28 protein-coding genes are annotated in these 24101 nt (G+C 57.3%); 7 read left to right on the top strand and 21 right to left on the bottom strand.

All coding sequences use genetic code 11. The features are described from left to right. Positions 1–16: 16 nt before the first annotated feature. Genes LCM21_RS17935 through LCM21_RS17905 form a run of 7 tightly spaced genes read right to left on the bottom strand, consistent with a single transcriptional unit; the run spans position 17 to position 5440 of the window. Positions 17–916 carry a lysophospholipid acyltransferase family protein gene (locus LCM21_RS17935; protein WP_224891824.1) on the bottom strand — a complete coding sequence of 300 codons (900 nt, stop codon included), beginning with the start codon at positions 914–916 and terminating at the stop codon, positions 17–19. Between the two features lie 39 nt (positions 917–955). Continuing rightward, a complete protein-coding gene (locus tag LCM21_RS17930; RefSeq protein WP_068339028.1) occupies positions 956–1225 on the bottom strand; it encodes an HPr family phosphocarrier protein in 270 nt (89 codons plus the stop codon). Positions 1226–1227: 2 nt separating this feature from the next. Continuing rightward, positions 1228–1635: a PTS sugar transporter subunit IIA gene (locus LCM21_RS17925; protein WP_068339031.1), complete on the bottom strand. Its 408-nt coding sequence runs from the start codon at positions 1633–1635 to the stop codon at positions 1228–1230. Next, a complete protein-coding gene (gene rapZ / locus LCM21_RS17920; RefSeq protein WP_068339034.1) occupies positions 1632–2525 on the bottom strand; it encodes an RNase adapter RapZ in 894 nt (297 codons plus the stop codon). The genes LCM21_RS17925 and rapZ overlap by 4 nt, the downstream gene beginning before the upstream one ends. Beyond that, a complete protein-coding gene (locus tag LCM21_RS17915; RefSeq protein WP_224891823.1) occupies positions 2510–2980 on the bottom strand; it encodes an HPr kinase/phosphorylase in 471 nt (156 codons plus the stop codon). Before LCM21_RS17915 ends, rapZ begins: the two co-directional genes overlap by 16 nt. 4 nt (positions 2981–2984) lie before the next feature. Beyond that, positions 2985–4703: an ATP-binding protein gene (locus LCM21_RS17910; protein ID WP_224891822.1), complete on the bottom strand. Its 1719-nt coding sequence runs from the start codon at positions 4701–4703 to the stop codon at positions 2985–2987. A 32-nt stretch (positions 4704–4735) separates the two neighbouring features. Then, positions 4736–5440: a response regulator transcription factor gene (locus LCM21_RS17905; protein WP_068339042.1), complete on the bottom strand. Its 705-nt coding sequence runs from the start codon at positions 5438–5440 to the stop codon at positions 4736–4738. Positions 5441–5787: 347 nt separating this feature from the next. Between LCM21_RS17905 and LCM21_RS17900 the strand changes: the two genes are divergently transcribed. The 3 genes from LCM21_RS17900 (at position 5788) to LCM21_RS17890 (ending at position 8636) form a co-directional block, all read left to right on the top strand. Continuing rightward, entirely contained in the window at positions 5788–7386 is a 1599-nt protein-coding gene (locus tag LCM21_RS17900) for a phosphoenolpyruvate carboxykinase (RefSeq protein WP_224891821.1), read from the top strand. 383 nt (positions 7387–7769) lie between these two features. Next, positions 7770–8060, top strand: coding sequence for a hypothetical protein (locus tag LCM21_RS17895; RefSeq protein ID WP_224891820.1), 291 nt, complete (start codon positions 7770–7772; stop codon positions 8058–8060). A 33-nt stretch (positions 8061–8093) separates the two neighbouring features. Further along, positions 8094–8636, top strand: a complete 543-nt coding sequence (locus LCM21_RS17890) for a hypothetical protein (RefSeq protein WP_224891819.1) — start codon at positions 8094–8096, stop codon at positions 8634–8636. Here LCM21_RS17890 and LCM21_RS17885 read toward each other — a convergent pair. Then, on the bottom strand, positions 8633–9397 hold the full coding sequence (locus LCM21_RS17885) for a sulfite exporter TauE/SafE family protein (protein WP_224891818.1): 765 nt from the start codon (positions 9395–9397) through the stop codon (positions 8633–8635). The two genes, LCM21_RS17890 and LCM21_RS17885, sit on opposite strands and share 4 nt — an antisense overlap. 145 nt (positions 9398–9542) lie before the next feature. On the opposite strand from LCM21_RS17885, the gene LCM21_RS17880 reads away from it, so the two are divergent. The 3 genes from LCM21_RS17880 (at position 9543) to LCM21_RS17870 (ending at position 12424) form a co-directional block, all read left to right on the top strand. Then, the gene (locus tag LCM21_RS17880) at positions 9543–11234 is read left to right on the top strand and encodes an acyl-CoA dehydrogenase family protein (protein WP_224891817.1); all 1692 of its coding nucleotides are present in this window, start codon (positions 9543–9545) and stop codon (positions 11232–11234) included. 201 nt (positions 11235–11435) lie between these two features. Then, the gene (locus tag LCM21_RS17875; RefSeq protein WP_224891816.1) at positions 11436–11990 is read left to right on the top strand and encodes a hypothetical protein; all 555 of its coding nucleotides are present in this window, start codon (positions 11436–11438) and stop codon (positions 11988–11990) included. A gap of 41 nt (positions 11991–12031) precedes the next feature. Next, positions 12032–12424 carry an META domain-containing protein gene (locus LCM21_RS17870; RefSeq protein ID WP_068339060.1) on the top strand — a complete coding sequence of 131 codons (393 nt, stop codon included), beginning with the start codon at positions 12032–12034 and terminating at the stop codon, positions 12422–12424. Here LCM21_RS17870 and recO read toward each other — a convergent pair. The 13 genes from recO to folK all read right to left on the bottom strand — a co-directional run bounded on the left by recO (position 12408) and on the right by folK (position 23297). Next, complete coding sequence (gene recO, locus LCM21_RS17865; protein ID WP_224891815.1) at positions 12408–13133, bottom strand: DNA repair protein RecO; 726 nt, start codon at positions 13131–13133, stop codon at positions 12408–12410. The genes LCM21_RS17870 and recO overlap by 17 nt on opposite strands. Positions 13134–13228: 95 nt before the next feature. After that, positions 13229–14128: a hypothetical protein gene (locus LCM21_RS17860; protein ID WP_224891814.1), complete on the bottom strand. Its 900-nt coding sequence runs from the start codon at positions 14126–14128 to the stop codon at positions 13229–13231. A gap of 109 nt (positions 14129–14237) precedes the next feature. Beyond that, positions 14238–14567 carry a DUF1491 family protein gene (locus tag LCM21_RS17855; protein ID WP_068339067.1) on the bottom strand — a complete coding sequence of 110 codons (330 nt, stop codon included), beginning with the start codon at positions 14565–14567 and terminating at the stop codon, positions 14238–14240. After that, complete coding sequence (era, locus tag LCM21_RS17850; protein ID WP_224891813.1) at positions 14564–15472, bottom strand: GTPase Era; 909 nt, start codon at positions 15470–15472, stop codon at positions 14564–14566. The genes LCM21_RS17855 and era overlap by 4 nt, the downstream gene beginning before the upstream one ends. Before the next feature lie 192 nt (positions 15473–15664). Beyond that, positions 15665–16342 (bottom strand): ribonuclease III, encoded by a 678-nt coding sequence (rnc, locus tag LCM21_RS17845; protein WP_224891812.1) that lies wholly within the window; start codon positions 16340–16342, stop codon positions 15665–15667. Beyond that, entirely contained in the window at positions 16339–17178 is an 840-nt protein-coding gene (gene lepB, locus LCM21_RS17840; RefSeq protein WP_224891811.1) for a signal peptidase I, read from the bottom strand. The genes rnc and lepB overlap by 4 nt, the downstream gene beginning before the upstream one ends. Before the next feature lie 57 nt (positions 17179–17235). Continuing rightward, positions 17236–17655: a holo-ACP synthase gene (acpS, locus tag LCM21_RS17835; RefSeq protein ID WP_224891810.1), complete on the bottom strand. Its 420-nt coding sequence runs from the start codon at positions 17653–17655 to the stop codon at positions 17236–17238. A 1-nt stretch (position 17656) separates the two neighbouring features. After that, positions 17657–18634, bottom strand: coding sequence for an NADPH:quinone reductase (locus tag LCM21_RS17830; protein WP_224891808.1), 978 nt, complete (start codon positions 18632–18634; stop codon positions 17657–17659). 39 nt (positions 18635–18673) lie between these two features. Then, complete coding sequence (locus tag LCM21_RS17825) at positions 18674–19420, bottom strand: pyridoxine 5'-phosphate synthase (RefSeq protein WP_224891807.1); 747 nt, start codon at positions 19418–19420, stop codon at positions 18674–18676. Then, positions 19413–20111 (bottom strand): DUF2062 domain-containing protein, encoded by a 699-nt coding sequence (locus tag LCM21_RS17820; protein ID WP_068339086.1) that lies wholly within the window; start codon positions 20109–20111, stop codon positions 19413–19415. The genes LCM21_RS17825 and LCM21_RS17820 overlap by 8 nt, the downstream gene beginning before the upstream one ends. 16 nt (positions 20112–20127) lie before the next feature. Further along, on the bottom strand, positions 20128–22260 hold the full coding sequence (locus tag LCM21_RS17815; RefSeq protein ID WP_224891806.1) for a RelA/SpoT family protein: 2133 nt from the start codon (positions 22258–22260) through the stop codon (positions 20128–20130). 27 nt (positions 22261–22287) lie between these two features. Continuing rightward, positions 22288–22641 (bottom strand): DNA-directed RNA polymerase subunit omega, encoded by a 354-nt coding sequence (rpoZ, locus tag LCM21_RS17810; protein ID WP_068339091.1) that lies wholly within the window; start codon positions 22639–22641, stop codon positions 22288–22290. A gap of 86 nt (positions 22642–22727) precedes the next feature. Then, positions 22728–23297, bottom strand: coding sequence for a 2-amino-4-hydroxy-6-hydroxymethyldihydropteridine diphosphokinase (gene folK / locus LCM21_RS17805; RefSeq protein ID WP_224891805.1), 570 nt, complete (start codon positions 23295–23297; stop codon positions 22728–22730). 140 nt (positions 23298–23437) lie between these two features. Between folK and LCM21_RS17800 the strand changes: the two genes are divergently transcribed. Further along, complete coding sequence (locus LCM21_RS17800; RefSeq protein ID WP_058283597.1) at positions 23438–24013, top strand: LabA-like NYN domain-containing protein; 576 nt, start codon at positions 23438–23440, stop codon at positions 24011–24013. Positions 24014–24101: the final 88 nt, after the last annotated feature.

Genomic DNA, 24101 nt, shown 5'->3' with positions numbered 1-24101 from the left:
TGGGTGGCGTGACTGTCTAGCGTTTCAGCGTCTCGCCCAATGACATCGTGTGTTTTCTCAACCACGCCATAAAGCCGCGCGGATCACGCTCTAGCAGTTGCATATCTTCATCCGAAATCGGCTCTCCGATGACAGGTGACTGCGGTTTGTTGCACGAGCGCACGATCTCATGCAGCAAAAGCCCCTGCCGCAAAATCGGGGACAGCTTGTTGGCGATCTGGTAAGCGCGCGAGTTTCGGCCGGGGAAAAAGATGGGAACCACGCGCGCACCAGAACGGCGGATCATCTTGGCGGTAAACACGTTCCATTCCCGTTCTTGCGCGGGCCCAAACCAGTCGTCCGAGGACATAACAACACCCGACGGGAACAATGCCACGACCCCGCCTTGTTTCAGGTGATCCATCGCCTTGCCGCGCATTTCGAGCATTTTGCCTTGCGCCTCGGGGTCATGCGGGAACGGAACCGGGATCATGAATGATGTCGCCGCCTCGTCCAAACCGGTCAAAACAGAGCGGGTCAGGATTCTGTAGTCACTGCGGACCCGGCCGATCAACTCAGCAAGGATCATACCGTCGACCATACCGTGCGGATGGTTCGCCACCACGACCACCGGGCCTTCTTTGGGAATGCGGGCAATCTGCTCTTGCGGCGTGGTCAGGTCGATTCCCATAACCTCAAGCGCGCCGCCCCAAAACCTTTGACCGCGGTAATATTCGTTCTTCTTTTCGAATTTGTTGACCATACGCAGAATGGTCAGTTTGCCGGTGCACCATTCAATCGCGCGAATGGCGGTTGAGGTCCAAACATCGTCGAACGAGTTCGCGTAAGTCAGGGTTCTACGGTCGTAGATTTCGCCCTGATCTTTGGTCCCATCCAACAAAGGGCCTGTCTTGGTCTCGTGCGTAGTTTCCGCCAATTCCTGGTCATCCCGTTCTTCATCGCGCGGCCGATGAGGTCAGAACCCTTCCCCGAACTTGTCATTCACCAGGGTTTCCAAAGCATCAGCTAACGCCTCAGCATCCGGTCCGGACGTCTCGACGTCAATAGTCGTTCCACGCGATGCTGCCAACATCAAAAGGCCCATAATGCTGTCGCCCGAAGCAGAAAAACCGTCTTTGGATACTTCGGCTTGGGCATCAAAGCCCTCGACCACCTCAACCAACTTGGCCGAGGCGCGGGCGTGCAAACCCTTTTCGTTTACTATTTTCAAACTTCGGTTGGTCATTCTTAATCAGTCCGGTCTTCTTCTAATGTCACATTTTGCGCATTGATGTATTTACGTCCAGCCTCCATCGCCTGCCGAACGGCGTCTGCCACAGGCAGATGGCGGGTTTTGGCCAGTTTAATCAACATAGGCAGATTTGCACCATAAAGGATACGACGATCATGCGGGGCGCAGGCGCGTAGGCTTAGATTCGACGGGCTGCCCCCGAACAGATCGGTCACGACAACGACCCCATCCCCAACATCCACACTGTCAGCGGCCACACAAATTTCGGCCTGCTTTTCCTCGCGATTATGGTCTGCCTCAATCGAAATCGCTATAAGACCAGGTTGCTTTCCAACCACATGCTGAACGGCAGCCAGATACTCTCTGGCCAACCCACCATGTGCTACGATTACAATCCCGATCAATCCGGCCTCACATTCAACGATCGACGTTCCATTTCGCGGTGCCTAATTGCCACTTGCTGCCCCTTCTCTGCAAGAGCCTTTGCGACCGCCTCTGCCATGGCAACCGACCGATGTTGACCGCCGGTACAGCCAAAAGCCACTGACAGGTGTGCTTTGCCTTCTGCACGGAAGCTTGGCAGCAACAGGTTCAGCAAATCCACGACCCGATCGAAAAACGGAGCATAATTCGTATCAGATTTTACGTAGCTGGCAACGTCCGGGTTTCGACCATCTTCCGACCGCAATTCCGGCCGCCAATAGGGATTGGCCAGAAATCGGCAATCGAAGACCATATCAAGCCCACGTGGAAGGCCCCGTTTGTACGAAAATGACTCGATCGAAACCGCAAGGTGCCGCCCGCCCTGCGGAGCAAACCAGCGCTCGACCTCTTCGCGCAGTTGGTGGACATTCAGCGGGGAGGTGTCGATCAGCGTATCTGCAATCTCGCGGATCGGGGCCAAAAGCTCTTTTTCCTGCCGCACGCCAGTTTCCGGGCTTGCATCAGTGGCCACTGGATGTCGGCGGCGGGTTTCCGAAAAACGCCGCAGCAGAACCTCGTCATTGCAATCAAGGTAAAGCGTCGTCAAATCAACCTGCTCCATGCGCCTCAGGCGCACAGCCAGTTCGATGAACCCGATTGTCGAGAAATCGCGGTTGCGCGCGTCGATACCCAAGGCCATCGGCCGATCATCCTGCGGCCCGTCCAAAAGGCGCATCAACAGACCCATGGGAAGATTATCGATGGCTTCGAAGCCCAGGTCTTCAAGCACACGGATTGCAGTCGAACGGCCCGCGCCTGATGGGCCCGTGACCAAAACAATACGCCGTTGCGGTTTTAAGTGCTGGGCCATTCCGGGTCTAAACACCCCATTTTCAGAAGTTGCATCAGTATTGCGGACAAATTGGGGATGCCTTTCGCCCGAAGCAAGGGCACAGTTTGCCTCAGTACAACCGTGTTCACCGGCTCCGGTAAACGGGCGGGTTCGGATTGATCGAGATCCACCACGTAACAAACCGGCGTTGCCCCAGCGGTTTTTGCACGAAGCAACCCAACGCCCCGAGCCTCAATCACTCCGCGCAACGTCGGAACAGCATCCGCAATAACCGCTCCGTCAACCATGGTCAGGGCAACACGATCATCAGCAACCAGCGCTGCCCCATTTGCCATCATCTGCAACGCCAACGCCGATTTACCTGATCCCGAAGGTCCCACGACCAATGCACCGCGCCCTTCGACGGCCACGCATGTTCCGTGAACGATAGCTGTGTTCTGATGTCGAATGTCCAAGAGGGTCTGGCCACTCATGCGTTTACACCGGCAACCCCACCACAAATCGCGCACCCAGCGGATCCGATGTAATGTCTGCCTCGGTCGGGCGGATATTTTCGGCCCAAATCACACCGCCATGAGCTTCTACAATCTGTTTCGAGATTGCCAGCCCAAGGCCGGAATTGTTGCCAAAATGCTCTTCCGGTCGCTGCGAATAGAACCGTTTGAATATCTTGGTCAACGCCTGATCCGGAATTCCGGGGCCTGTGTCTTCGACTACGATCAGCACTCGGTTTTCTCGGCGACGCACCCAGACGCGTATGGCGTCGCTGTCTTCGCAGAACGAAATCGCGTTAGTGATCAGGTTGACGAAAACCTGCGCCAGACGCGCCTCAAGCCCATTCACGACAATCGGCTGACGCGGGAGATCGGTAATGTAATCAATGCCTTTGGCGCGGGCGTCTTCACCCAAATACTGCCCGATATTGTCCAGTAGCTTGAGCAGATCGAAAGGCTGTTCCTCTTCCTTTACCAACTCAGCATCCAGGCGTGACGCGTTCGAGATATCACTGACCAAACGATCCAACCGACGCACATCATGTTCGATCACGCCCAGCAATTTATCGCGTTGGTCGTCGCGCTTGACCACACGCAAGGTTCCAACGGCCGACTGCAAACTCGCAAGTGGGTTCTTGATTTCGTGCGCGACATCAGCAGCAAACTGTTCGTTTGCATCGATGCGGTTGTACAATGCCGAAACCATCCCCCGCAAAGCCTGGCTGAGACGCCCGATTTCATCTGGCCGCGCGCTAAGGTCGGGAATGCGGATGCGACCCGGATTGACACCTGCCCCCCGGTCTTTGCCCGTCTCAGCCGCAGCGGCGAGATCCGCCAGCGGGTTGGCAATGGTGGATGCCAGAACAAGGCTCAGGCCGATAGAGACCAAAAGTGCCACGACGAACATTTGCAGGATACGTTCCTGTTCGCGCCGGGCCAGCGCGTCGATTTCACCAGCAGGACCGGCCATTGCCACAGCCCCCATAGGCGCCCCATCCTGCAGGATCGGAGCCGCCGCAACGATAACCGTCTTGCCGGCTGCATCCTTTACCGCTTCGACTTGTAACTCTCCCCGCAATGCCTCAGGAATGAGATCTTGCACGCGCTGCGCCAAAGTCGGTGCTTCATCGATTTCCGAGCGTGTAAATACCCGGGACAATCCAGTCCAGACGGCGTTCAGCGCATCACTGATCAAAGTGCTGCCGGTCTGAACCTCGGAGCCGTTTTTAAGCAACGCAGTGTTCTGCGAAGGGGCCGCCACCCCGCGCGTCCAGCCAATCAGCGTGCCGTCTGCGTCGTATACAAAAACTTCGCCCCCGTCTGGCAGGCTGAGCCCAGCCAGCGTATCCTTGACGTCCAGTGCAGATGTGACCTGAGAATGCCCAATCAGGTTCTGCCGCAGCTGGGTTTCGAACACGTTGCTGACAAGCTGCGCGTCACCGATCAGGTTGCGCGCCGTTTGCTGGACCTGGTCCTCGCGGGAATCGTTGAGGTACAGCAGCCCCGTAACAAGGATAACAAGAGCAATCAGGTTGAAGGTGATAATCCTGCGCGCCAAAGGCGAGCCCCGCAACGAGAACATGTTGCGACGTTGGCGTGACGACCGCAGCTCGGCAGACTCCGGATCCTGCGGGATCACCCAGTCATCCCCCAGAACGACGTCGCCGTCCCGCAATTCGCTGGCTTGCTCTGTATCGCGCACGAGGTTCGGTTACCCCTTCTCAGTGGCCACGCTTATTCTTCGTTGTACCTGTATCCGATGCCATACAGTGTTTCGATTGCCGAAAACTCTGGGTCTGCGGCGCGCATTTTTTTACGCAGGCGCTTGATGTGGCTGTCGATGGTCCGGTCGTCGACATAAACCTGATCATCATAAGCGACATCCATCAGCTGATCACGGCTTTTGACGAAACCGGGGCGCTGCGCCAGCGCTTGCAGCAACAGAAACTCGGTCACGGTCAGTGAGACGTCCGCCCCCTTCCAGCTGACCGCATGGCGCAGCGGGTCCATCCGCAGGTCACCCCGTTCCATCACTTTGGTATCGCCCGAAGCGGCATTGGTCACATCGCCGGACGTAGCCTCCTGCCGGCGCAGCAACGCACGGATGCGTTCAACCAGCAACCGCTGTGAAAAAGGCTTTTTTACATAGTCATCCGCGCCCATGCGAAGGCCAAGAACCTCATCGATTTCATCGTCCTTCGACGTTAGAAAGATGACCGGCATCTGGGTTTTCTGCCGCAGCCTCTGCAACAGGTCCATGCCGTCCATGCGTGGCATTTTTATATCCAGCACGGCCATATCGGGCAGTTTTTTATTGAATGCGTCCAGGGCTGCTTGCCCGTCGTTATAGGTTTCAACCTCGAACCCTTCGGCTTCGAGAGTCATGGACACAGACGTCAGAATATTTCTGTCGTCGTCCACCAGTGCAATCTTCGACATCGGGTTTACCCCTATTCCTGCTCACTCATGCAATATTTCGCTTATTAGTAGGGCATCTTTGTCGTTTTTATGTCCGCGAATCAATCCGTATCTGCGAATCGTGCGTTTGTTGTCACACAGCTGCGGCAAAAAAGCCGTTAATGGCTTCAGAAACGCGCATTGATTTCCGTCAGGAAATTTCTGGTGGCGCTAAACCTGAATTTGGTTGCGCTAACTGCGCCAAACCGTCCTGTTCACGCCCTAAATGACCATGATAAGACCCGTCTGTCCGCCGGAACGATCCGGCAAAATGCCCCAAGAGCGCATGCGGCCCACCCGCCGAAGCGCCGCCACAGGAGAAGACACACATGACATCTGGACGGGTCAACCCGCAATTCCGCCTCGAAGATCAGGGCATCGGGGGTCTGGGAAATGTCTATTATAACTTCATGGAACCAGCGCTGATCGAAGAGGCGCTGAAGCGCGGCGAAGGCACCCTTGGCAATGGTGGGGCTTTTCTGGTCACCACCGGCAAGTTCACTGGCCGCTCGCCCGAGGACAAGCACGTTGTCAAGACCGACAGCGTCGCTGACACTATCTGGTGGGAAAACAATGCCGAGATGAGCCCCGAAGGCTTTGACGCTTTGCACGATGACATGCTGGCCCATATGAAGGGCCGCGATTACTTTGTGCAGGATTTGGTAGGCGGTGCCGACCCCGCCTTTTCAATAAACGTTCGGATGGTCACAGAACTGGCCTGGCACAACCTGTTCATCCGTCATCTGCTGCGTCGCCCGGATCGCGAGGATCTGGACGAGTTCGTCGCCGATTTCACCATCATCAACTGCCCCAGTTTCCAGGCGGATCCTGCAAAGCACGGCTGTCGCAGCGAGACCGTGATTGCGCTGAACTTTGACCGTAAACTCATCCTGATCGGTGGCACTGAATACGCAGGTGAGAACAAAAAATCCGTGTTCACATTGCTCAACTACATGTTGCCGGAAAAAGGTGTGATGCCGATGCACTGTTCGGCCAACCATGCCGTTGGCAACCCGGTCGATACCGCCGTGTTTTTTGGCCTGTCCGGCACCGGTAAAACCACGCTGTCCGCCGACCCTGCGCGCACCCTGATCGGTGACGACGAACATGGCTGGTCGGACCGCGGGACTTTCAACTTTGAAGGCGGCTGCTATGCCAAGACCATCAACCTGAACCCCGAGGCCGAGCCGGAAATCTACGCGACAACCAGCAAGTTCGCCACGGTGATCGAGAATATGGTCTTTGACCCAGAAACCAAAGAGCTGGACTTCGAGGATGACTCGCTGACGGCAAACATGCGCTGCGCCTACCCGCTGGAATATATCTCGAATGCATCCAGCAGCGCCCTTGGCGGTCACCCGAAGAATATCATCATGCTGACCTGCGACGCATTTGGCGTTCTGCCTCCGATCGCGCGGCTGACCCCGGCGCAGGCGATGTATCACTTCCTTTCGGGCTTCACCTCGAAGGTTGCAGGGACCGAACGTGGCATCACCGAACCCCAGCCGACATTCTCAACGTGTTTCGGCGCCCCATTCATGCCGCGCCGACCGGAGGTTTACGGCAACCTTCTGCGTGAAAAAATCGCTCAGCACGGTGCGACATGCTGGCTGGTGAACACCGGCTGGACCGGTGGCGCGTATGGTGTCGGGTCCCGAATGCCGATCCGGGCAACCAGAGCGCTGCTGACCGCTGCGCTGGATGGGTCGCTGCGCGACGCCGAGTTCCGTAAGGATGCCAATTTCGGGTTTGACGTGCCCGTGGCCGTACCCGGCGTGGCCGAGGTGCTTCTGGACCCGCGCCGTACGTGGGACGATCAGGCCGCCTTTGACAAACAGGCCGACAAACTGGTGCAGATGTTCGCAGAGAATTTCGAACAGTACCTGCCCTTCATCGACGAAGACATCAAAGCCGTGGCAATCGGCTGATCTGACATTGGGGGCATCTTGCCCCCAACGTCCTTTTGGGCAGCTTGCCAGACAATATCGCCAAAAAATCTCGGCAACATCACAATATCGTTGTATGTCACATTGTCTGCACAAAACGCGTTGCCCGAAACGTGCTATTCAATTAGTTTTTGCATCTGTCGAAATAAAAAATGCCCGAAGCCTTTTCTTCGGGCGGGACGTAAATACTGTTGGGTCGCTCGGGCAAACTCTCAAATCAACACATTTGCCACCCAATGACAAAATACGTCTGCGACAGAGGGGATGAGTGTCAACTTGCGACCTTTTGGACGCCGCCAAAGAATTGGCATCTCTGGTCGTGCCGCGGGGCGGCAACGGTTGGCACAAGTAAAGACAGGTAGACTATGACGGAAATCTCAAAACTGACTGAACTGCGTAAACTGATGCAGAGTATGGAACGCACGCTGGGCCTTGAGCAACTGTCTCCGGTGGAGCGCGACATATACTACGCGGCCGAAGAGCTTTCGAAGTCAGACGACGAGGTACGTACATTCGGTTTGATCGAGCATACGTTGGTGCGAAGCGTTTCGCGCCCGACCTTTTTTCGCGCGCTGAAATCGCTGGTTGAAAAAGGGTATCTGTCGCAAAGCGGCACCGCAAATCGAGGGCGGTACATCGTTCATGCCCCAAAGTAACACCGCAAATTCGCGTATTGGTGGCTGAAACTCGTGCGCAGGTGGGCTACGGACACGTTCTACGCCTCTTTGGCTTATATCGTGGCATCGCTGCTGACGTTCGAAGTTCTGACGCCGCTTCAGAACATGTTTTTCCCCGAATATCCCAGCCGGGCCAGCCTGCTGTTCCTGCCGCATGGTGTGCGGGTTTTGGCAGCTTGGCTGCTAGGGTGGCGGGCGGTGTTTGCGCTTTTACCCGGCGTATTTATCGTCTTCGCCCTTTTGGGTGGCAGTGATGTTTTCCTGCCAAGCCGATTGATGGCCATCGTCATTGCCGTCACGACCGTTCCGGCGGTGTTCTACATATGCAAATGGGTCGGTTGGGACTTGTTCCCCCGACCTGACCGCAAACCGTGTTGGGCCTGTGTGATGGCGGTGGGGATCATCACGTCTTTTCTTGTATCAGGTCTGACCAACATAGCTTTCGGCAGCGCACGCGCCGAGTATGTCGCTTTTTTAATCGGTGATATTTCAGGGCTTTTCTTCCTGATGCTGGCTTTGTACTTCGCCTTTCGTATTGCCGACCAGCGCGGTTAACCCAGCAATCCCCGTCGCAACAGGTTCAATCCAGTTACCAGCAGGACCAACAGCGTCACTTTCCGGAACAGCGCCTGATCGATCCGTGATTGCAATTGCAATCCGATCCACATACCGATCGCAGCGGGTAAAATCAAAGCTGCCGAAAACGGGGCGGTATCGGCCCGGAATATGCCTGATCCCACATGCGCCACCAGTAGCGCAACAGCCCCCAGTCCATAGATTACACCCTGAACCCGCATTTGCATCGCTTTGGGTGTGTTCAGCGCAGTCAGATACGCAACGGTTGGCGGCCCCCAGATGCCCGACATTCCTCCGACAAACCCCGCAACAGAACCAATGCCCAATTCAATCCGAGGTGACGGATTGCGAAGGACCAATTGCACGCCCAAAACCTGAATCAGGGCAAAAAACGAAACCGGGATGCCGATTATCAACAGAAACGTTGACGCGGGCAGCGAACTGACCACCTGAGCCCCGATCAACAAAAACACCAGCCCTGCGGCCAGGAACACGCGAAACGCCTTCATCGCGGATATGGCGGCCGGAATACCTTCACGAAGAGCCTGAAAGCCATTCGTTACCAAAGTCGGCAAAATCAACCCGGCAAGCGCCAAGTCCGGCGGCAGGAACATACTGAGCCCCGAAACCAGGACCATCGGCATGGCAAATCCGACCATACCTTTGACCCAACCGGCCACAAGCGCAACGCCGGCGGCCAATAACAGTTCGTTTGGGTTAAGCAAGGAAAGCAGTGTCATGGCCCCGTGATACCACTATTGACGCGCGCTGCACTGCAAAATTGACAAAGCAATTTTAGAACTATTTCTCGCTATAATTCGTATTTTTCTTGCGCTGCACGTGCAGCATGATATGACCGGACGACACCAGAAAAGGACGTGATTCATGGCCCCTGACGGACAAGATGTGACCCAGATGACACCATCCGCTATTCTGCCCGACCTTCTGGCACTGACCCGTGCGGCTATCCCGGCGGTGGAAACGGTGTTTGATCATGCTCGCTCGATTGTGCGCAACTCTGTGACCGAGGATGGGCGTGTATCTGGTGCGCTGATTGAGGCGCATCAAACGGCCGCTCATGGACTTGCATGGCTGGCGACCTACACCCAATCGCTGCAACAGATGCAACACTGGGCTGAAGCGCTGGAGGCCGACGGCAAGTTCGGCGAGATCGAACAGTTGCTGCACCAGATCGCCTTTGGCGAATATCTCTGGCAGATTTACGGCGGCATCCAGATGAATCAGGGGGAAATCGTCCGTCTTCAGGATCTTGGATTAGGCCAGGACGACATGCGTGTGCTGATGGTGCCCGAGGTCATGACCCTGACCCAAAACGGCAATACTCAGGCCGCACGCACCCGCCTTGTCGCGCTGATGGAAGATCAGGCCGGGGCCACCATGTTTGGTGCCTCGGGGCTAGACGAAGAACTGGAAATGATCCGCGACCAGTTTCGCCGTTACGCCCAGGAAAAGGTCGAGCCGAACGCGCATGAATGGCACCTGAAGGACGAACTGATCCCTATGAAAGTCATTGAAGAACTGGCTGAAATGGGCGTCTTCGGCCTGACGATCCCGGAGGAGTTTGGTGGGTTTGGCTTGTCCAAAGCCTCGATGTGCGTGGTCTCGGAAGAGCTTTCGCGCGGCTATATCGGTGTGGGCTCGCTGGGCACACGCTCGGAAATCGCGGCGGAACTGATCATTGCAGGCGGCACGGAAGAGCAAAAAGCAAATTGGTTGCCAAAACTGGCCAGCGCCGAAATCCTGCCAACCGCTGTTTTCACTGAACCGAACACCGGCTCTGACCTTGGCAGCCTGCGAACGCGGGCCGTGAAGGATGAAAACGGCGATTACACCATCACCGGAAACAAGACATGGATTACCCATGCCGCGCGCACTCATTTGATGACCCTGCTGGCACGCACCAACCCGGACAGCACCGATCACCGTGGCCTGTCCATGTTCCTTGCCGAAAAAACGCCGGGAACCGATGAAAACCCCTTCCCCACCCCAGGCATGACCGGCGGCGAGATCGAGGTTCTGGGCTATCGCGGCATGAAAGAATACGAGTTGGGCTTTGATGGCTTCCACGTGAAGGCGGAAAACCTGCTGGGCGGAGAAGAGGGCAAAGGCTTCAAACAACTGATGGAGACCTTCGAATCCGCCCGTATCCAAACCGCCGCGCGTGCCATCGGTGTGGCCCAAAGCGCGCTGGATATCGCCATGCAATATGCACAGGACCGCAAGCAGTTCGGCAAATCCCTGATCAACTTCCCCCGCGTCTCGGGCAAGCTGGCGATGATGGCGGTCGAGATCATGATCGCCCGTCAGCTGACCTATTTCTCGGCCCGCGAGAAAGACAACGGGCATCGCTGTGATCTTGAGGCCGGAATGGCCAAGCTGCTGGGCGCGCGTGTGGCTTGGGCCGCTGCGGATAATGGCCTGCAAATCCACGGCGGCAACGGGTTTGCGCTGGAATACAAGATCAGCCGCATCCTGTGCGACGCGCGCATTCTGAACATATTCGAGGGAGCAGCCGAAATTCAGGCACAGGTCATAGCCCGGCGTTTGCTTGGGTGACCGAATTCGGCACTCCTGTTTCCCCAACTAACCCGGCCTGCGCGCCGGGTTTTTTTCTTGCGAAACTGAAATTGCACAAATGACGGGCACGAAGGCTCAAGCGTCGGTGGTGATCCTCCGGCAAGTAAATTTCACCTTTGAACTCGGCCCTGATCCCCGATAGATCACTTACTGGCCCTGATACAAAGGATCGCAGCAGGAATGACCACACGACTATTCGCAGTCTGGGCAATCGTGACTGCCCTTGTGCTGGGCGGCTGCGCCACCACACAGCCGACCGCAAGCCAAAACGATATCGACACGCTGGCATATGCGATCCAATCCCTCGGACCCGATGTCGATCCGGTCGAAGCGCGAACGGCCGCCACCATCTCGTACACCTACTCACAGCAGCTAAAGCAGGATTGGAATGTCACGGACTCGGCCATCATCCACAATGCCAAGGTTATCAATGGCTTTCGTGAGCGCGGTTTGTGCAATGACTGGGCCGAAGCCATGACCAAGCGCCTGCGGCAGGAAGATTTTCGCACGCTGGATATCCATTGGGCGACATCGCCACCCACCCAATTCAGGATCATCCATCACTCGGCCCTAATCAGCGCCGAGGGAGATTCGATGTATGACGGAATCATCCTTGATCCCTGGCGGGCCAGCGGTGCACTGACATGGGCGCCCGTACAGGAAGACACCAAGTACAACTGGCGCCCCCGACTGGAAGTGCGGCAAGAGCTGCTGAATGGTGAGTTGCCTTTGTAGCAGCGGTTCCGTCCGTGCGCTTGGTGGGTTAAACCGGTTACATGATACGCCTGATCCTGACCCTGCCGATGTTGGCCCTGTTTCAATGCGACAAGGATGAGACCGTCGCCGCTTATGGCGCGGCCGACACGACCTGGGCGCTGCAGGAAATCGATGGTCAGCCTTACAAGGCCAGCGCCCTGCTACGATTTCCTGAGCAAGGCAGGATCGAAGGCAACGCCCCTTGCAACAGCTATAGCGGCACCCTGACCGCGCCTTACCCATGGTTCGAAATCGCCGATCTGACGGCCACCCGCGCCGCCTGCGCCGGGCTTGAAGCCGAAGGGTTCTACTTTGCCGCCCTGATGGCCATGACCCAGTCCGAGGTATCTGGCAACGTTCTGATCCTGCGCAATGATGCAGGACACGAGATGGTGTTCACAGCCGTCGAGTAAACTGATCCACGAAACGCGCCCGTGCCTCGGGCAGAGGATAATTCCCCAGCGACGGGGCCAGATGGTGTGCCAGAAAATATCCGGTTGTCTGAAGGCCAAGTACAATCTCAGCGTCGGGCGCGCGCCCCTCTCCTCGCAAGCACGGGGGCAGCGGCAACAGCCTGTCTGCCCATTCCCCTGCCCCTTTGGCACTGACCGCACGGCCGGTTTTGGGTGAGACATAGGCCAAACCGCTGGTTGAACCGGTCACTGCACAGGACGATAGATCAAGACCGAACCCCAACTCTTCCAACAAGGCCAATTCCCACCGCAGATAAGCCAGCGGCCAAATCTCATCCTGCCCGAGCAAGTCCATCAACCGTTCGGTTTGCGCATAAATCGCTGGATGAGGCTCCCGCTCTGGCAGACAGAACGTCAGCAACGCAACAACTGCGTTCAATCCCGCCAGGGCCAATCGGCCAGAGAATGCAGCCGCGGCACGCGACCGCAGCGGTTCAACCTGAAAGGTTCCGATATGTTCCTCAAGCCGGGCGCGCCAAAGCACATCCAGCTGCGCCCCCGGTTGCAGGATCGGGGCGATCTTGCGGCTGGTCCCGCCCCGCACAACACCGGCATGGCGGCCATGGCATTCGGTGAAAACCTCAATAATGGCCGCCGTTTCCCCGTGGCGACGCGTGGTCAAAAGGATACCGTGATCACGCCAGTCCAACTTGGGCTCCTTTTGCCTGCGGGTTTCCGGTTTCCCGCAACAGATCGCAAGGCGCCAGTATCCGCAAGGGCTGTGATGACCAGAATTTTGCGCGCTTAAAACCTGACCCTGAAGGCCGCACCCACCAGCGGGGCTGTGTCGTAGCTCTGGCGGCTAAGCTCTGTTCCATTTGCGTCATCCAGCGTCAAACGCCCATCAAGCTCGGCCCCCGCAAAGACATTCAGCGAAACACCCGGATTGGGGTTATACCCGAACGAGATCACCACGGGGATGCTTTTGTCTTCGCCCACGCCATTTGGCGCCAGCCCATCATCGTCCAGTCGGAAGCGAATACGCTCATACCGGGCCGACAGGGCAAGGTTCATCGTGTCACTGAGCGCATAGCTGAGCGTCAGACCCGGCCCCTGCGTGGCCCCAATCCCCGAGCCCGTATTCAGGTTCCAGCGGTCATTGATGTCCCAATCCACAAGCAGAGCCGGAAAAAAGTCGATATCATTGTCTTCAATCTGCGAAAACACCCCAAAAGCCGGTCCGATGGTCAGCCGCTCGTTCAGCTTCCAAGCGACGCCCGCAAAAACGCCATAGGTTCTGCCATCACTGGCCTCGGCCCCGCTTTGATAGTCCCACCTGACTTGCGGAGAGATGAAAACCGTGGTCGCGTTCCCAACACCAAACCGAAGCGGTACCGCAACGCGGATGTCCCGAATGTCTTCCCATGGTTGGTTATTGGCCTGACTGAAGTTGTAGTCCAACCTGCCAAAGCTCGCCGAGACCCCAAGCGACGTGTCATCTTGAAACGTATAAAGCGCTGTGGTGCGTAGGAAAATGCGGCTTGCAGAGAACTCACCACCCTCACTCAAATCTGCGTCACCCTGATACGCGGCGAGACCATCGATTTGATACCCCCATCCCAACCGGGGCTGCGCAAGCGAAGGTAACGCAAAAAAACCGGAAATCGTCGCAGCAACGCAGCATAGTCGGGCAATCGTTTTCATAGAGCTCAACCTCAATAGGGCGGGGTACAAGGACAGATAACACTTCGGTGCGAACGGTAGAACGTATCGCAGAAATAGAATGCCGAACTGTGTCAACCAGGGCTGGAAGCTAGTCCAACCCTTCATCGCCCAGAAGGTGACGGCCTTGTCTGTCCTCGACCTCAATCACCCAAAGGTCAGGATCAAAACTGCGCTGGCGCTGGATGGCCTGATCCACCTCGGTCTCTGGGCCAGAAGAAAGCTCGACCCATTTGCGTTCACCGCTCATCAGGTCAAAGCTGCGCTGGAAGGCAATCGCCTGCCCGTCCAGCGTGTTCAGCTTGACCAGTACCGCACCCGCCGTATCGTCGCCGTGGGTCACGACAAAGGCCGGGATTTCCTGAAAGCGAAGCCGCGCCAGATAGGCGTGAACCCAGAATTCGGCCGTCAGGCGGGTCATGCGTTGCCGTCTTTGAAATCCAAACCCATTTCCGAGTAGCGCTCGGACTCTTCCAACCAGTTGGGCCGGACTTTGACCTGCAGGAACAGGTGGATCTTGCGGTCCAGAAACTCTTCAAGTTCTGCTCTTGCTGCTTGGCTGACAGCCTTGATCGTCTCACCGCGTTTGCCGAGAACAATACCCTTGTGACCATCGCGCATGACATAGATCACCTGATCGATCTTGGCCGAGCCATCCTTGCGTTCCTCCCAGTTCTCGGTCTCGACCGTCAACTGATAGGGCAACTCCTGATGCAGGCGCAGGGTCAGTTTCTCGCGCGTCATCTCAGCGGCAATCATGCGTAGGGGCAGATCGGCAATCTGGTCTTCAGGGTAAAGCCACGGGCCTTCGGGCAGTTCCGAAGCCAGCCATTTGCGCAGATCGTCGACGCCGTGGCCCTTTTCCGCCGAAATCATAAAGGTTTCGGCAAAAGGGTATCGCGCGTTCAACTCGCTGGTCAGGGCCAGCAGTTTCTCGGACGGAACCTTGTCGATCTTGTTGATCGCCAGCGCGATCTTGCGGCCCTGCCCGATCTCTTGCAGCCCCTCAAGAATGCGTTCGACCCCTTCGGTGATGCCGCGATGGGCCTCGACCATCAGCACGACGATATCGGCGTCTGCGGCCCCGCCCCACGCAGCAGCGACCATAGCGCGGTCAAGGCGGCGGCGCGGTATGAACAGGCCGGGCGTGTCCACAAAAACCAGCTGCGCGTCGCCTTCCATCGCGACGCCCCGGATGCGCGCGCGGGTGGTCTGAACCTTATGCGTCACTATCGAGACCTTGGCCCCGACCATGCGGTTCAGAAGGGTGGACTTGCCTGCGTTTGGCTCTCCGATCAGGGCGATAAATCCGGCGCGTGTGCTCATGTGTGTTGCGATCCTGTTAGCAAGTGCGCACCCCTATAGCAGAAACAACCCACGGACCAGAGGGATTTGTCGCATTGCTGCCATGCACCCCCGCTGCCACACCGCTATCACGCACTGTCAGCGATGGGTGTGATCCCACGGCCTGTTAAGGGCTCAATACCACCCGTCAACCTACCTACACGGAAGGTGCGTTCAGGTTAGCCGGTCCAGCAACGCCTTGGCCGCAGCCTGTTCGGCCTGCCGTTTGGACCCGGCGGTGGCTTGCGCCTCTGCACCGTCCTGCAAGCGGGCAGCGATCGTGAAAACGGGCGCGTGATCGGGGCCGCTGCGTTTGAGTTCGACGTAAGACGGCGGCTTTTGCCCGCGCGCCTGAGCCCATTCCTGCAACGAGGTCTTTGCGTCGCGCGCATCGGCTTCGACCTTGTGGATGCGATCACCCCATAGCCTTAGGATCACATCTCGTGCAGCTTCGAACCCTGCATCGCGATAGATCGCGGCGATGACGGCCTCCATCGCGTCACCCAGCAAAGCCTGCTTGCGGCGGCCGCCAGACAGCATCTCGGACCGGCCCAGCTTTAGCACTGCACCCAGATCGATCTGACGGGCGACGTCCGCGCAAGCCTCTTTGCGGACCAGCGCATTGAAGCGCGGGGCAAGTTGGCCCTCGGACGCCTTTTTGTCGGCCTCCAGCAGCGCTGTGGCCATGACAAGCCCCAATACGCGATCGCCTAGGAACTCAAGGCGCTGATTGTCTGGCCGCGTTGTCGATGAGACCGAGCCATGGGTCAGCGCCCGCACCAGCAGTTCCGGGTCAGAAAACTCATACCCAAGACGCCGCTGGAATGCCTTTATCTCAGCCGATAGCTTCAATTGATCGCCTTGAAAAAGCGATCGCTGCGCCATGTCCAGAAGAACAGCATCGACCGTCCCGCAGACGAGAACATGATCCGATCCGCACGACCAATCAGGTTTTCATACGGCACATAGCCAACGCCACCGGCGGATTGCGGCAGACGGCTGTCGCTGGAATTGTCGCGGTTGTCACCCATGAAGAAATAGTGGCCTTCGGGTACTGTGTAGATGCCCGTATTGTCCGAAGCCTGATTGCCGATGTTCAAGACATCGTAGGACACCCCATTAGGCAAAGTCTCGATCAGGCGGGATTTTTCGCAGGCACCACCAATGCCGACGGGGCCGTTTTCACAGCGCGGGCGCAGTCTTTGCGGCCCCTGCAGTTCGGCGGTTTCAGTAAAGACGCCATCTGGTTGTTGCGGCACCGGGGTCCCGTTCAGGATAACCTGTCCGTCGCGGATCTGAATACGGTCACCCGGCATGCCGATCAGTCGCTTAATGTAGTCGCGCCCGGTGACCGGATGGCGAAAAACAATGACGTCGCCGCGCTCGGGCTCTCCGCCCAGGATACGGGAATTATCTCCTCCTGGTATCCAGCCGCAGATATCTTCGGCATCAATGTTCAAACCGACACTGGGGATAATCAGGCTGGGGCAGGACGCATAGGAATAGCCATAGGCCATCTTATTAACGAAAAGGAAATCCCCGATCAGCAAGGTCTGTTTCATAGAACCGGAAGGAATCCAAAACGGCTGAAAGAACAGGGTACGGAAAACGCCTGCAATCAACAGGGCGTAGACGATGGTTTTGATCGTCTCCCATATGGGATTTCCGGTTTTGACGTCCTCGGCCATACTGCTCTCCGGTCCTTGAGTTGTTGGGGTGCTACATGCGGGGCCGTTGGGGGCAAGTCAAGACTGAGCGGCGTGATCTTGAAGCGGGCGGGCCTCAATCACAACGAAGGCCTGCGCCCATGGGTGGTCATCAGTCAGTGTGACATGGATAATGGCCTCGTGCCCCTCTGGCGTCATCTCTTTCAGACGTTCGGCAGCCCAGCCGGTGCAATGCATCACGGGCTGACCCGTGCGCAGATTGGTGACCGCCATATCCCGCCACGAAATACCCATGCGCAAACCGGTGCCCAAAGCCTTTGAGCAAGCCTCTTTCGCCGCCCAGCGCTTGGCGTAGGTTCCCGCGGTGTCGGCCCGGCGTTCGGCCTTGTTCTGCTCGGTTTCAGTGAAGACACGATTGCGGAAACGGTCGCCAAAACGGTCGAGCGTACCTTGAATGCGTTCGATATTCGCGAGGTCCGTGCCGATGCCAAGGATCACATCACACCTCCAGAACCACAGTGCCCATCTTCTCACCGGCTTCGACCATCTTGTGAGCTGCCGCAGCATCGGCCAAATGCCCCGCAGGCACGACCGCATGGGTCAAAACGCCCTGCTCCAACCATTCCGTCAGTTGGGCTTCGCCCCTGCGCCGCGCGACGGCGTCCAACTGATACACGATCAGCATGTGCAGGCGAATGTTCTTGAACATGAAGCCGTAGAAATCAAGCTCTGGGCGCATCTGCGACGCCGATGCATAGCTTGCGATGGTACCGCCGGGTCGGATCAAACCCAGCGAGGCATCCTGATTAGCTGCAAAATCGACTTCGACAATACGGTCAACACCGGCGCCATCGGTCATGTCCATCACAGCTTGCGTCACATTCTGAGTGCGGTAGTTCACAAACTCATCCGCGCCAGAATGTGCGGCCTTTTCCTGCGAACTCACCGTTGTGATGACCCGCGCACCACCAAGCGCGGCCATCTGGCAGGCGTAACGCCCCACGGTTCCCGCACCCCCGGTCACCAGAACCGTCTTGTCCGCAATCGGCCCGTCAGCATACAACGCGTACCACGCGGTCATCGCCGGGATTCCAAAGCAGGCCCCTTCGGCAAAACTGGTCGTCTCCGGCAGAAAAACCGCCTGCTCGGACGGCAGGGCGATATACTCTGCACCGGTTCCGAACGCGCGTTGCCATTGGCCATTCCAGATCCAGACCCGTTCGCCGACCCGAGCCGGATCGACATCCGCACCGACGGCTACGATAACCCCCGCACCGTCCGAATGTGGAATGACAACAGGATACTGCATGACCGCCCCGGGGCGCGCGCCACCGCGCAGTTTGACATCCGATGGATTGATTCCGGTGGCCTTTACCTGAACCACGACCTCACCCGGTCGAGCAACGGGGTCAGGCATGTCGACCAGTTCAAGCACATCTTCTGCCGTGCCAAAGCTACGATAAGTGATTGCCTTCATGGCGTCCCCTCTTGATCCGGCGTGTGTTGCGCAACCTGATCAGGCTCGTGCCTCATCCATCAGGCGACGCATCTCAGCTATTGCCGGGGTGAGACCACGGAAAATCGCCTCACCGATCAGGAAATGTCCGATATTCAACTCGCGCACCTCAGGGAAAGCCGCGACGGGTTGCACCGTTTCATAGTTCAAACCGTGCCCTGCGTGCACCTCAAGACCCAGTGAGTGGGCGAAGGCCGACATCTCGCGCAGGCTTTCCAGTTCGGTCGTTGCTTCCTCCATTCGGCCTTCGGCATGAGCGTCGCAATAAGCGCCTGTGTGCAGCTCAATCACTTCGGCACCGATGCGGTGCGCCGCCTCGATCTGGCGCTGATCGGCTGCAATGAAGATCGACACGCGACACCCCGCCTCGCGCAGCGGCGCGATATAATGGGCCAGCTTGTTTTCCTCACGCGCGACCTCAAGCCCGCCTTCGGTTGTACGCTCTTCGCGTTTTTCCGGGACAATGCAAACGGCATGCGGTTTGTGGCGCAAGGCGATCTTTTGCATTTCCGGCGTCGCGGCCATTTCGAAGTTCAGCGGCACCGACAGCACCTCCATCAGACCATCGATATCCGCGTCTGAGATGTGGCGGCGGTCTTCGCGCAAATGGGCAGTAATTCCATCTGCCCCGGCCTCTTCCGCCAGTTTGGCGGCGCGCAACGGGTCGGGATAGTCTCCACCGCGCGCGTTCCGCACGGTAGCGACATGGTCGATATTCACGCCCAGACGCAGGTGGTTTTCAGACATCGCTTGATTCCTTTCCCGAACTCTGGCCCGAGCCTAGAGGGTTTGATACCGGAACGGCAGGTTCGCTTTCGGCAAGACGTTTGATTTCTTCGAATTTCGCTTTGATCCGCGCACGGCGGCGTTGCTGGTAGGTACGAACCACCGGAAGGCTGAGGTGATAACAGACGAACCCGGCAATGAGCCCCGGAAAGATGCCCCCAATCATATAGGGAAAGAACACTTCGTCGTAAAAAATGCTCAACCCGCCCCAATCAGCGACGCGATCTGTGAACATGGCCATAAAGTTGTTCTTCAGATCACCAAGCGCCTGAACGAAACTGTCCGTCAGGCCGTGTGTTTCACCCTCTTCAAAATCGTCCCCCAACAGAAAATGACCCGTTTGCAGACAGACCACGGCGATTGGAACATAAGTCAGGGGATTTCCGAAAAATGTACCGCTCAGCGAAGCCAGCAGATTGCCGTTGATCAATCGGCTGATCAGCGCTGCGATAAAGAAATGAAACCCATAGAAGGGCGTGAACGCAGTAAACACGCCCGCCCCAACGCCGCGCGCAATACGTTCAGGTGAATCGGGCAGGCGCCGGATACGGTGTTTGACGTAGTGAAAGGCACGGGTCCATCCGCCGCGCGGATAAACGAACTCCGAAGCGATCTGAATGGGTGAGCGTCGGTCTCGGCGCTTAAAAACCACTCCTGATCACCCTCTCTCAAACAGCCGCTACAGCGGTTTTTTCCTTATCGCGATACCGATCAACCGCGGCGACGTCGCTTTCGGCCTCAAGTGTCAGCATCAGCGAATGCAATTGTTCAAGGTCGCGCAGCTCAACACTGATCAGAAGTCGGTAAAAATCCGGTTTGCGATCAACGAATTCCAGGTTCGAGATATTGGCCTTTTTCTCGCCAATCAATGTGCAAATACGCCCCAGTACCCCAGCGTCATTTCCGATGGTCAGATCAAGCGTCACACCATACACCGCCGGGTGCGTGCCGGAATGCCAGTGCAGGTCAACCCAGCGGTTAGGCTCGCTTTCGTATTCAGACAGTCGATCGCAATCGATTGCGTGCACCACCACGCCCCTGCCGCGATATGTGATGCCGACAATACGCTCACCAGGCAGAGGTTGGCAGCACGGTGCGCGTTCGAATTTCTGTCCGGGTTCCAGACCGATCACCGCACGGCGCGGGGAAATGGCATCGCCGTCATCCTGTGTCAGTTCGGGATAGACCGCGCTGACCACGTCATGCGCCGTCAATTCGGCACTTCCAAGGCGCGCCAACAACTCGTGACGATCCTTGAGCCGCAAGTGCTTGGCGGCAGTATCCAGGGCTTTGTCGGTGGCTTTGCGACCCACGTGGTCGAAGCCCGACCGGGCCAGTTCCTTGCCAAGCTTAATAAATCGCTCGCGGTCGACCTCGCGCAGCGCGCGGCGGATCGATGTCCGGGCCTTTCCTGTCACCGCGATCTCAAGCCACGTGACCTGCGGGGTCTGCCCATCAGCGGTAATGATGTCGACCGATTGCCCGTTCTTGATCCGGGTCCACAGCGGCACGCGGATGCCGTCAACCTTGGCACCCACGCAGGCGTGCCCGATCCGCGTGTGAATGGCATAGGCGAAATCAATCGGCGTCGCACCACGCGGCAGTTTCACCACGTCGCCCTTGGGCGTAAAACAGAAGACCTGATCCGAATACATCTCAAGCTTGACCGCTTCGAGGAAGTCTTCGTGATCCTCTTCACTATCGAACTGTTCGGTCAGATTCGCGATCCACTTGGCCGGGTCCACGGCAAATGGGTTTTCCGAACGCACACCATCGCGATACGACCAGTGGGCCGCCACGCCCGTTTCGGCCACGTCGTGCATCTGGCGGGTGCGTATCTGAACCTCAACCCGCTTACCATCGCGCCCTGAAACCGTGGTGTGGATTGAGCGGTATCCGTTCGATTTCGGCTGGCTGATGTAGTCTTTGAACCGCCCAGGAACGGCGCGCCAGCGCTGATGGATCGCGCCCAGCGTGCGATAGCAATCTTCTTCGGTCTGAGTGATGATGCGGAAGCCGTAGATGTCGGACAGGCGCGAGAAGCCCTGATCTTTTTCCTGCATCTTGCGCCAGATCGAATACGGTTTCTTGGCCCGTCCGAAGACCTCTGCGTCAATCCCGGCCTTTTCCAGCTCATGCCGCATGTCGCCGGTGATACGATGGATCACGTCGCCGGTTTCGCGCTGCAACGTGATAAAACGCCGGATGATTGACTGACGTCCTTCGGGATTGAGCACCCGAAAGGCAAGGTCTTCCAGCTCCTCTCGCATCCACTGCATGCCCATCCGGCCCGCAAGCGGTGCATAGATATCCATCGTCTCACGCGCTTTTTGAATCTGCTTTTCCGGGCGCATCGCCTTGATCGTGCGCATGTTGTGCAGACGGTCGGCGAGTTTAACCAGGATAACCCGCAGGTCTTTGGACATCGCCATGAATAGCTTGCGAAAATTTTCGGCCTGCTTGGTCTCTCGGCTGGAAAGTTGCAGGTTGGTCAGCTTGGTTACGCCATCGACCAGCTTGGCGACCTCTTCCCCGAACAGATCGGCCACCTTGCCGTAGCTGGCTTTGGTATCCTCGATCGTGTCATGCAGGAGCGCCGTGATGATGGTGGCATCATCCAGACGTTGTTCGGTCAGAATGGCGGCAACGGCAACGGGATGAGTGAAATACGGCTCGCCAGAATGGCGGAACTGCCCTTCGTGCATCTGACGTCCAAATTCAAATGCGCGGGCAATGCGGTCTGCGTTGGTTTTCGGGTTGTAGTTGCGGACCAGCGCAATCAAGTCGTCAGCAGAAATCATCCGGTCCGCACCTTGTGTAAGCTTGGGTTACCCCTGGCCTTGAGCCTCCATCAGAGCGCGCAACAGCTTCTCTTCGGACATGTCATCTTCGACAGGCTTGTCCGATTCCGCACCCATGAGAAGAGCCATCTGGTCTTCTTCAGGCTCATCAACCTCGATCTGCGTTTGGTTCGCTTCAATCAGGCGCTCGCGCAGTTCATCGGCGCTTTGCGTCTCATCGGCAATCTCGCGCAGCGACACGACAGGGTTCTTGTCATTGTCACGATCAACGGTGATCGCCGCACCGGCAGAAATCTCGCGCGCACGATGAGCGGCGAGCATTACCAGTTCGAACCGGTTTGGAACCTTGTCTACGCAATCTTCAACCGTCACGCGGGCCATTGGGCGCTCTCCGTTACTGAATCCATGTCAGGAAGACGTTTATCTATGCGCGAATCCCCGGCTTGACAAGCAGGAAATGGCATCCATCACACGGGGGTGACGGCCTTGATCTCATCAGCGTCCAGTTCTGCAAGCATCTCGGTGACAGTGCGCCCCAACACCGGGTGACGCCAATCCGGTGCCACGTCCGCCATCGGGACCAGCACAAAGGCGCGGTCCTGCAGGCGTGGGTGCGGCAGGATCAGCTCTTGCGGCGCCTGTTGTTTCTGCGCGTCAAGCGGCAAGACCCGCCATCGTTCGTATTCGGCCGCGTCCGGCAGGACAAGATCATCGTAGCAAATCAAATCCAAATCGAGCGTGCGCATGCCCCAGCGCTGCACCCGCTCGCGACCGAATTCATGCTCGACGTCGTGCAGCATGTTCAGCAGCTCGAGCGGGGTCTTGTCAGTTTCGACCACGACAGCCGCATTCACATAGTCCGGCCCGGCCCCGGCAGGAAAACATGGGGTCTCGAAAAAGCGGCTGATGGCGCGAATCACAAACCCTTGACGCGAAATTGCGTCAATTGCCCTTTCAAGTGTCACTCTGGGTCTTGATGCGCTCAAACTGAGATTTGCACCCAATGCTATCACCGCTTCTGACGAAGATTTGCGCATTTCATCCCCCATATTTGACAAATTGCCTGCTTGCGATACGTTTAAATTGCCCTAATTATAGGCATATCAGCGTGTTGCTCATTCACTAGCTCACTCACCTACCACTCGGCGCCGCTGGTTTGTACCGGAAGGATCTATTTATGTTTTATAAAGACGAACGGCTAGCGCTGTTCATCGACGGCTCGAATCTTTATGCAGCCGCAAAAGCACTGGGGTTTGATATCGACTACAAACTGCTGCGTCAGGAATTCATGCGCCGCGGAAAAATGCTTCGTGCTTTCTACTATACAGCGCTTTTGGAAAACGACGAGTATTCGCCGATCCGTCCCTTGGTCGACTGGCTGCATTATAACGGCTTTACCATGGTGACCAAACCGGCAAAGGAATACACCGACAGCATGGGGCGTCGGAAAGTCAAAGGCAACATGGATATCGAATTGACCGTCGATGCCATGGAACTGGCGCCGCGCGTCGATCATATTGTGCTGTTTTCGGGCGATGGGGATTTCCGCCCGTTGATTGCCAGCCTTCAAAGGCAGGGCGTGCGTGTATCGGTTGTCTCAACCATCCGCAGCCAGCCGCCAATGATTTCGGATGAATTGCGCCGTCAGGCTGACAACTTCATCGAGTTGGAAGATCTGCGCGACGTGATCGGGCGGCCTCCGCGTGAAATGCCGATGGAGCCGCGCAGCGTCGCCGCCGCCGGCGGTCAATAAGCCCCGGCTTCACACCAAACCAAATCAGGAATTCGGCGCGGTCAGAGTGTTTGTTCTGACCGCGCCTTCGCTATACCAATGAACAGGT

The sequence above is a fragment of the Ruegeria profundi genome (genome assembly GCF_020171505.1).
GTDB classification, from domain to species: domain Bacteria; phylum Pseudomonadota; class Alphaproteobacteria; order Rhodobacterales; family Rhodobacteraceae; genus Ruegeria; species Ruegeria profundi.
Note: the sequence above shows the minus strand (reverse complement) of the source record. Positions and strands in the feature narration are given on the sequence as shown.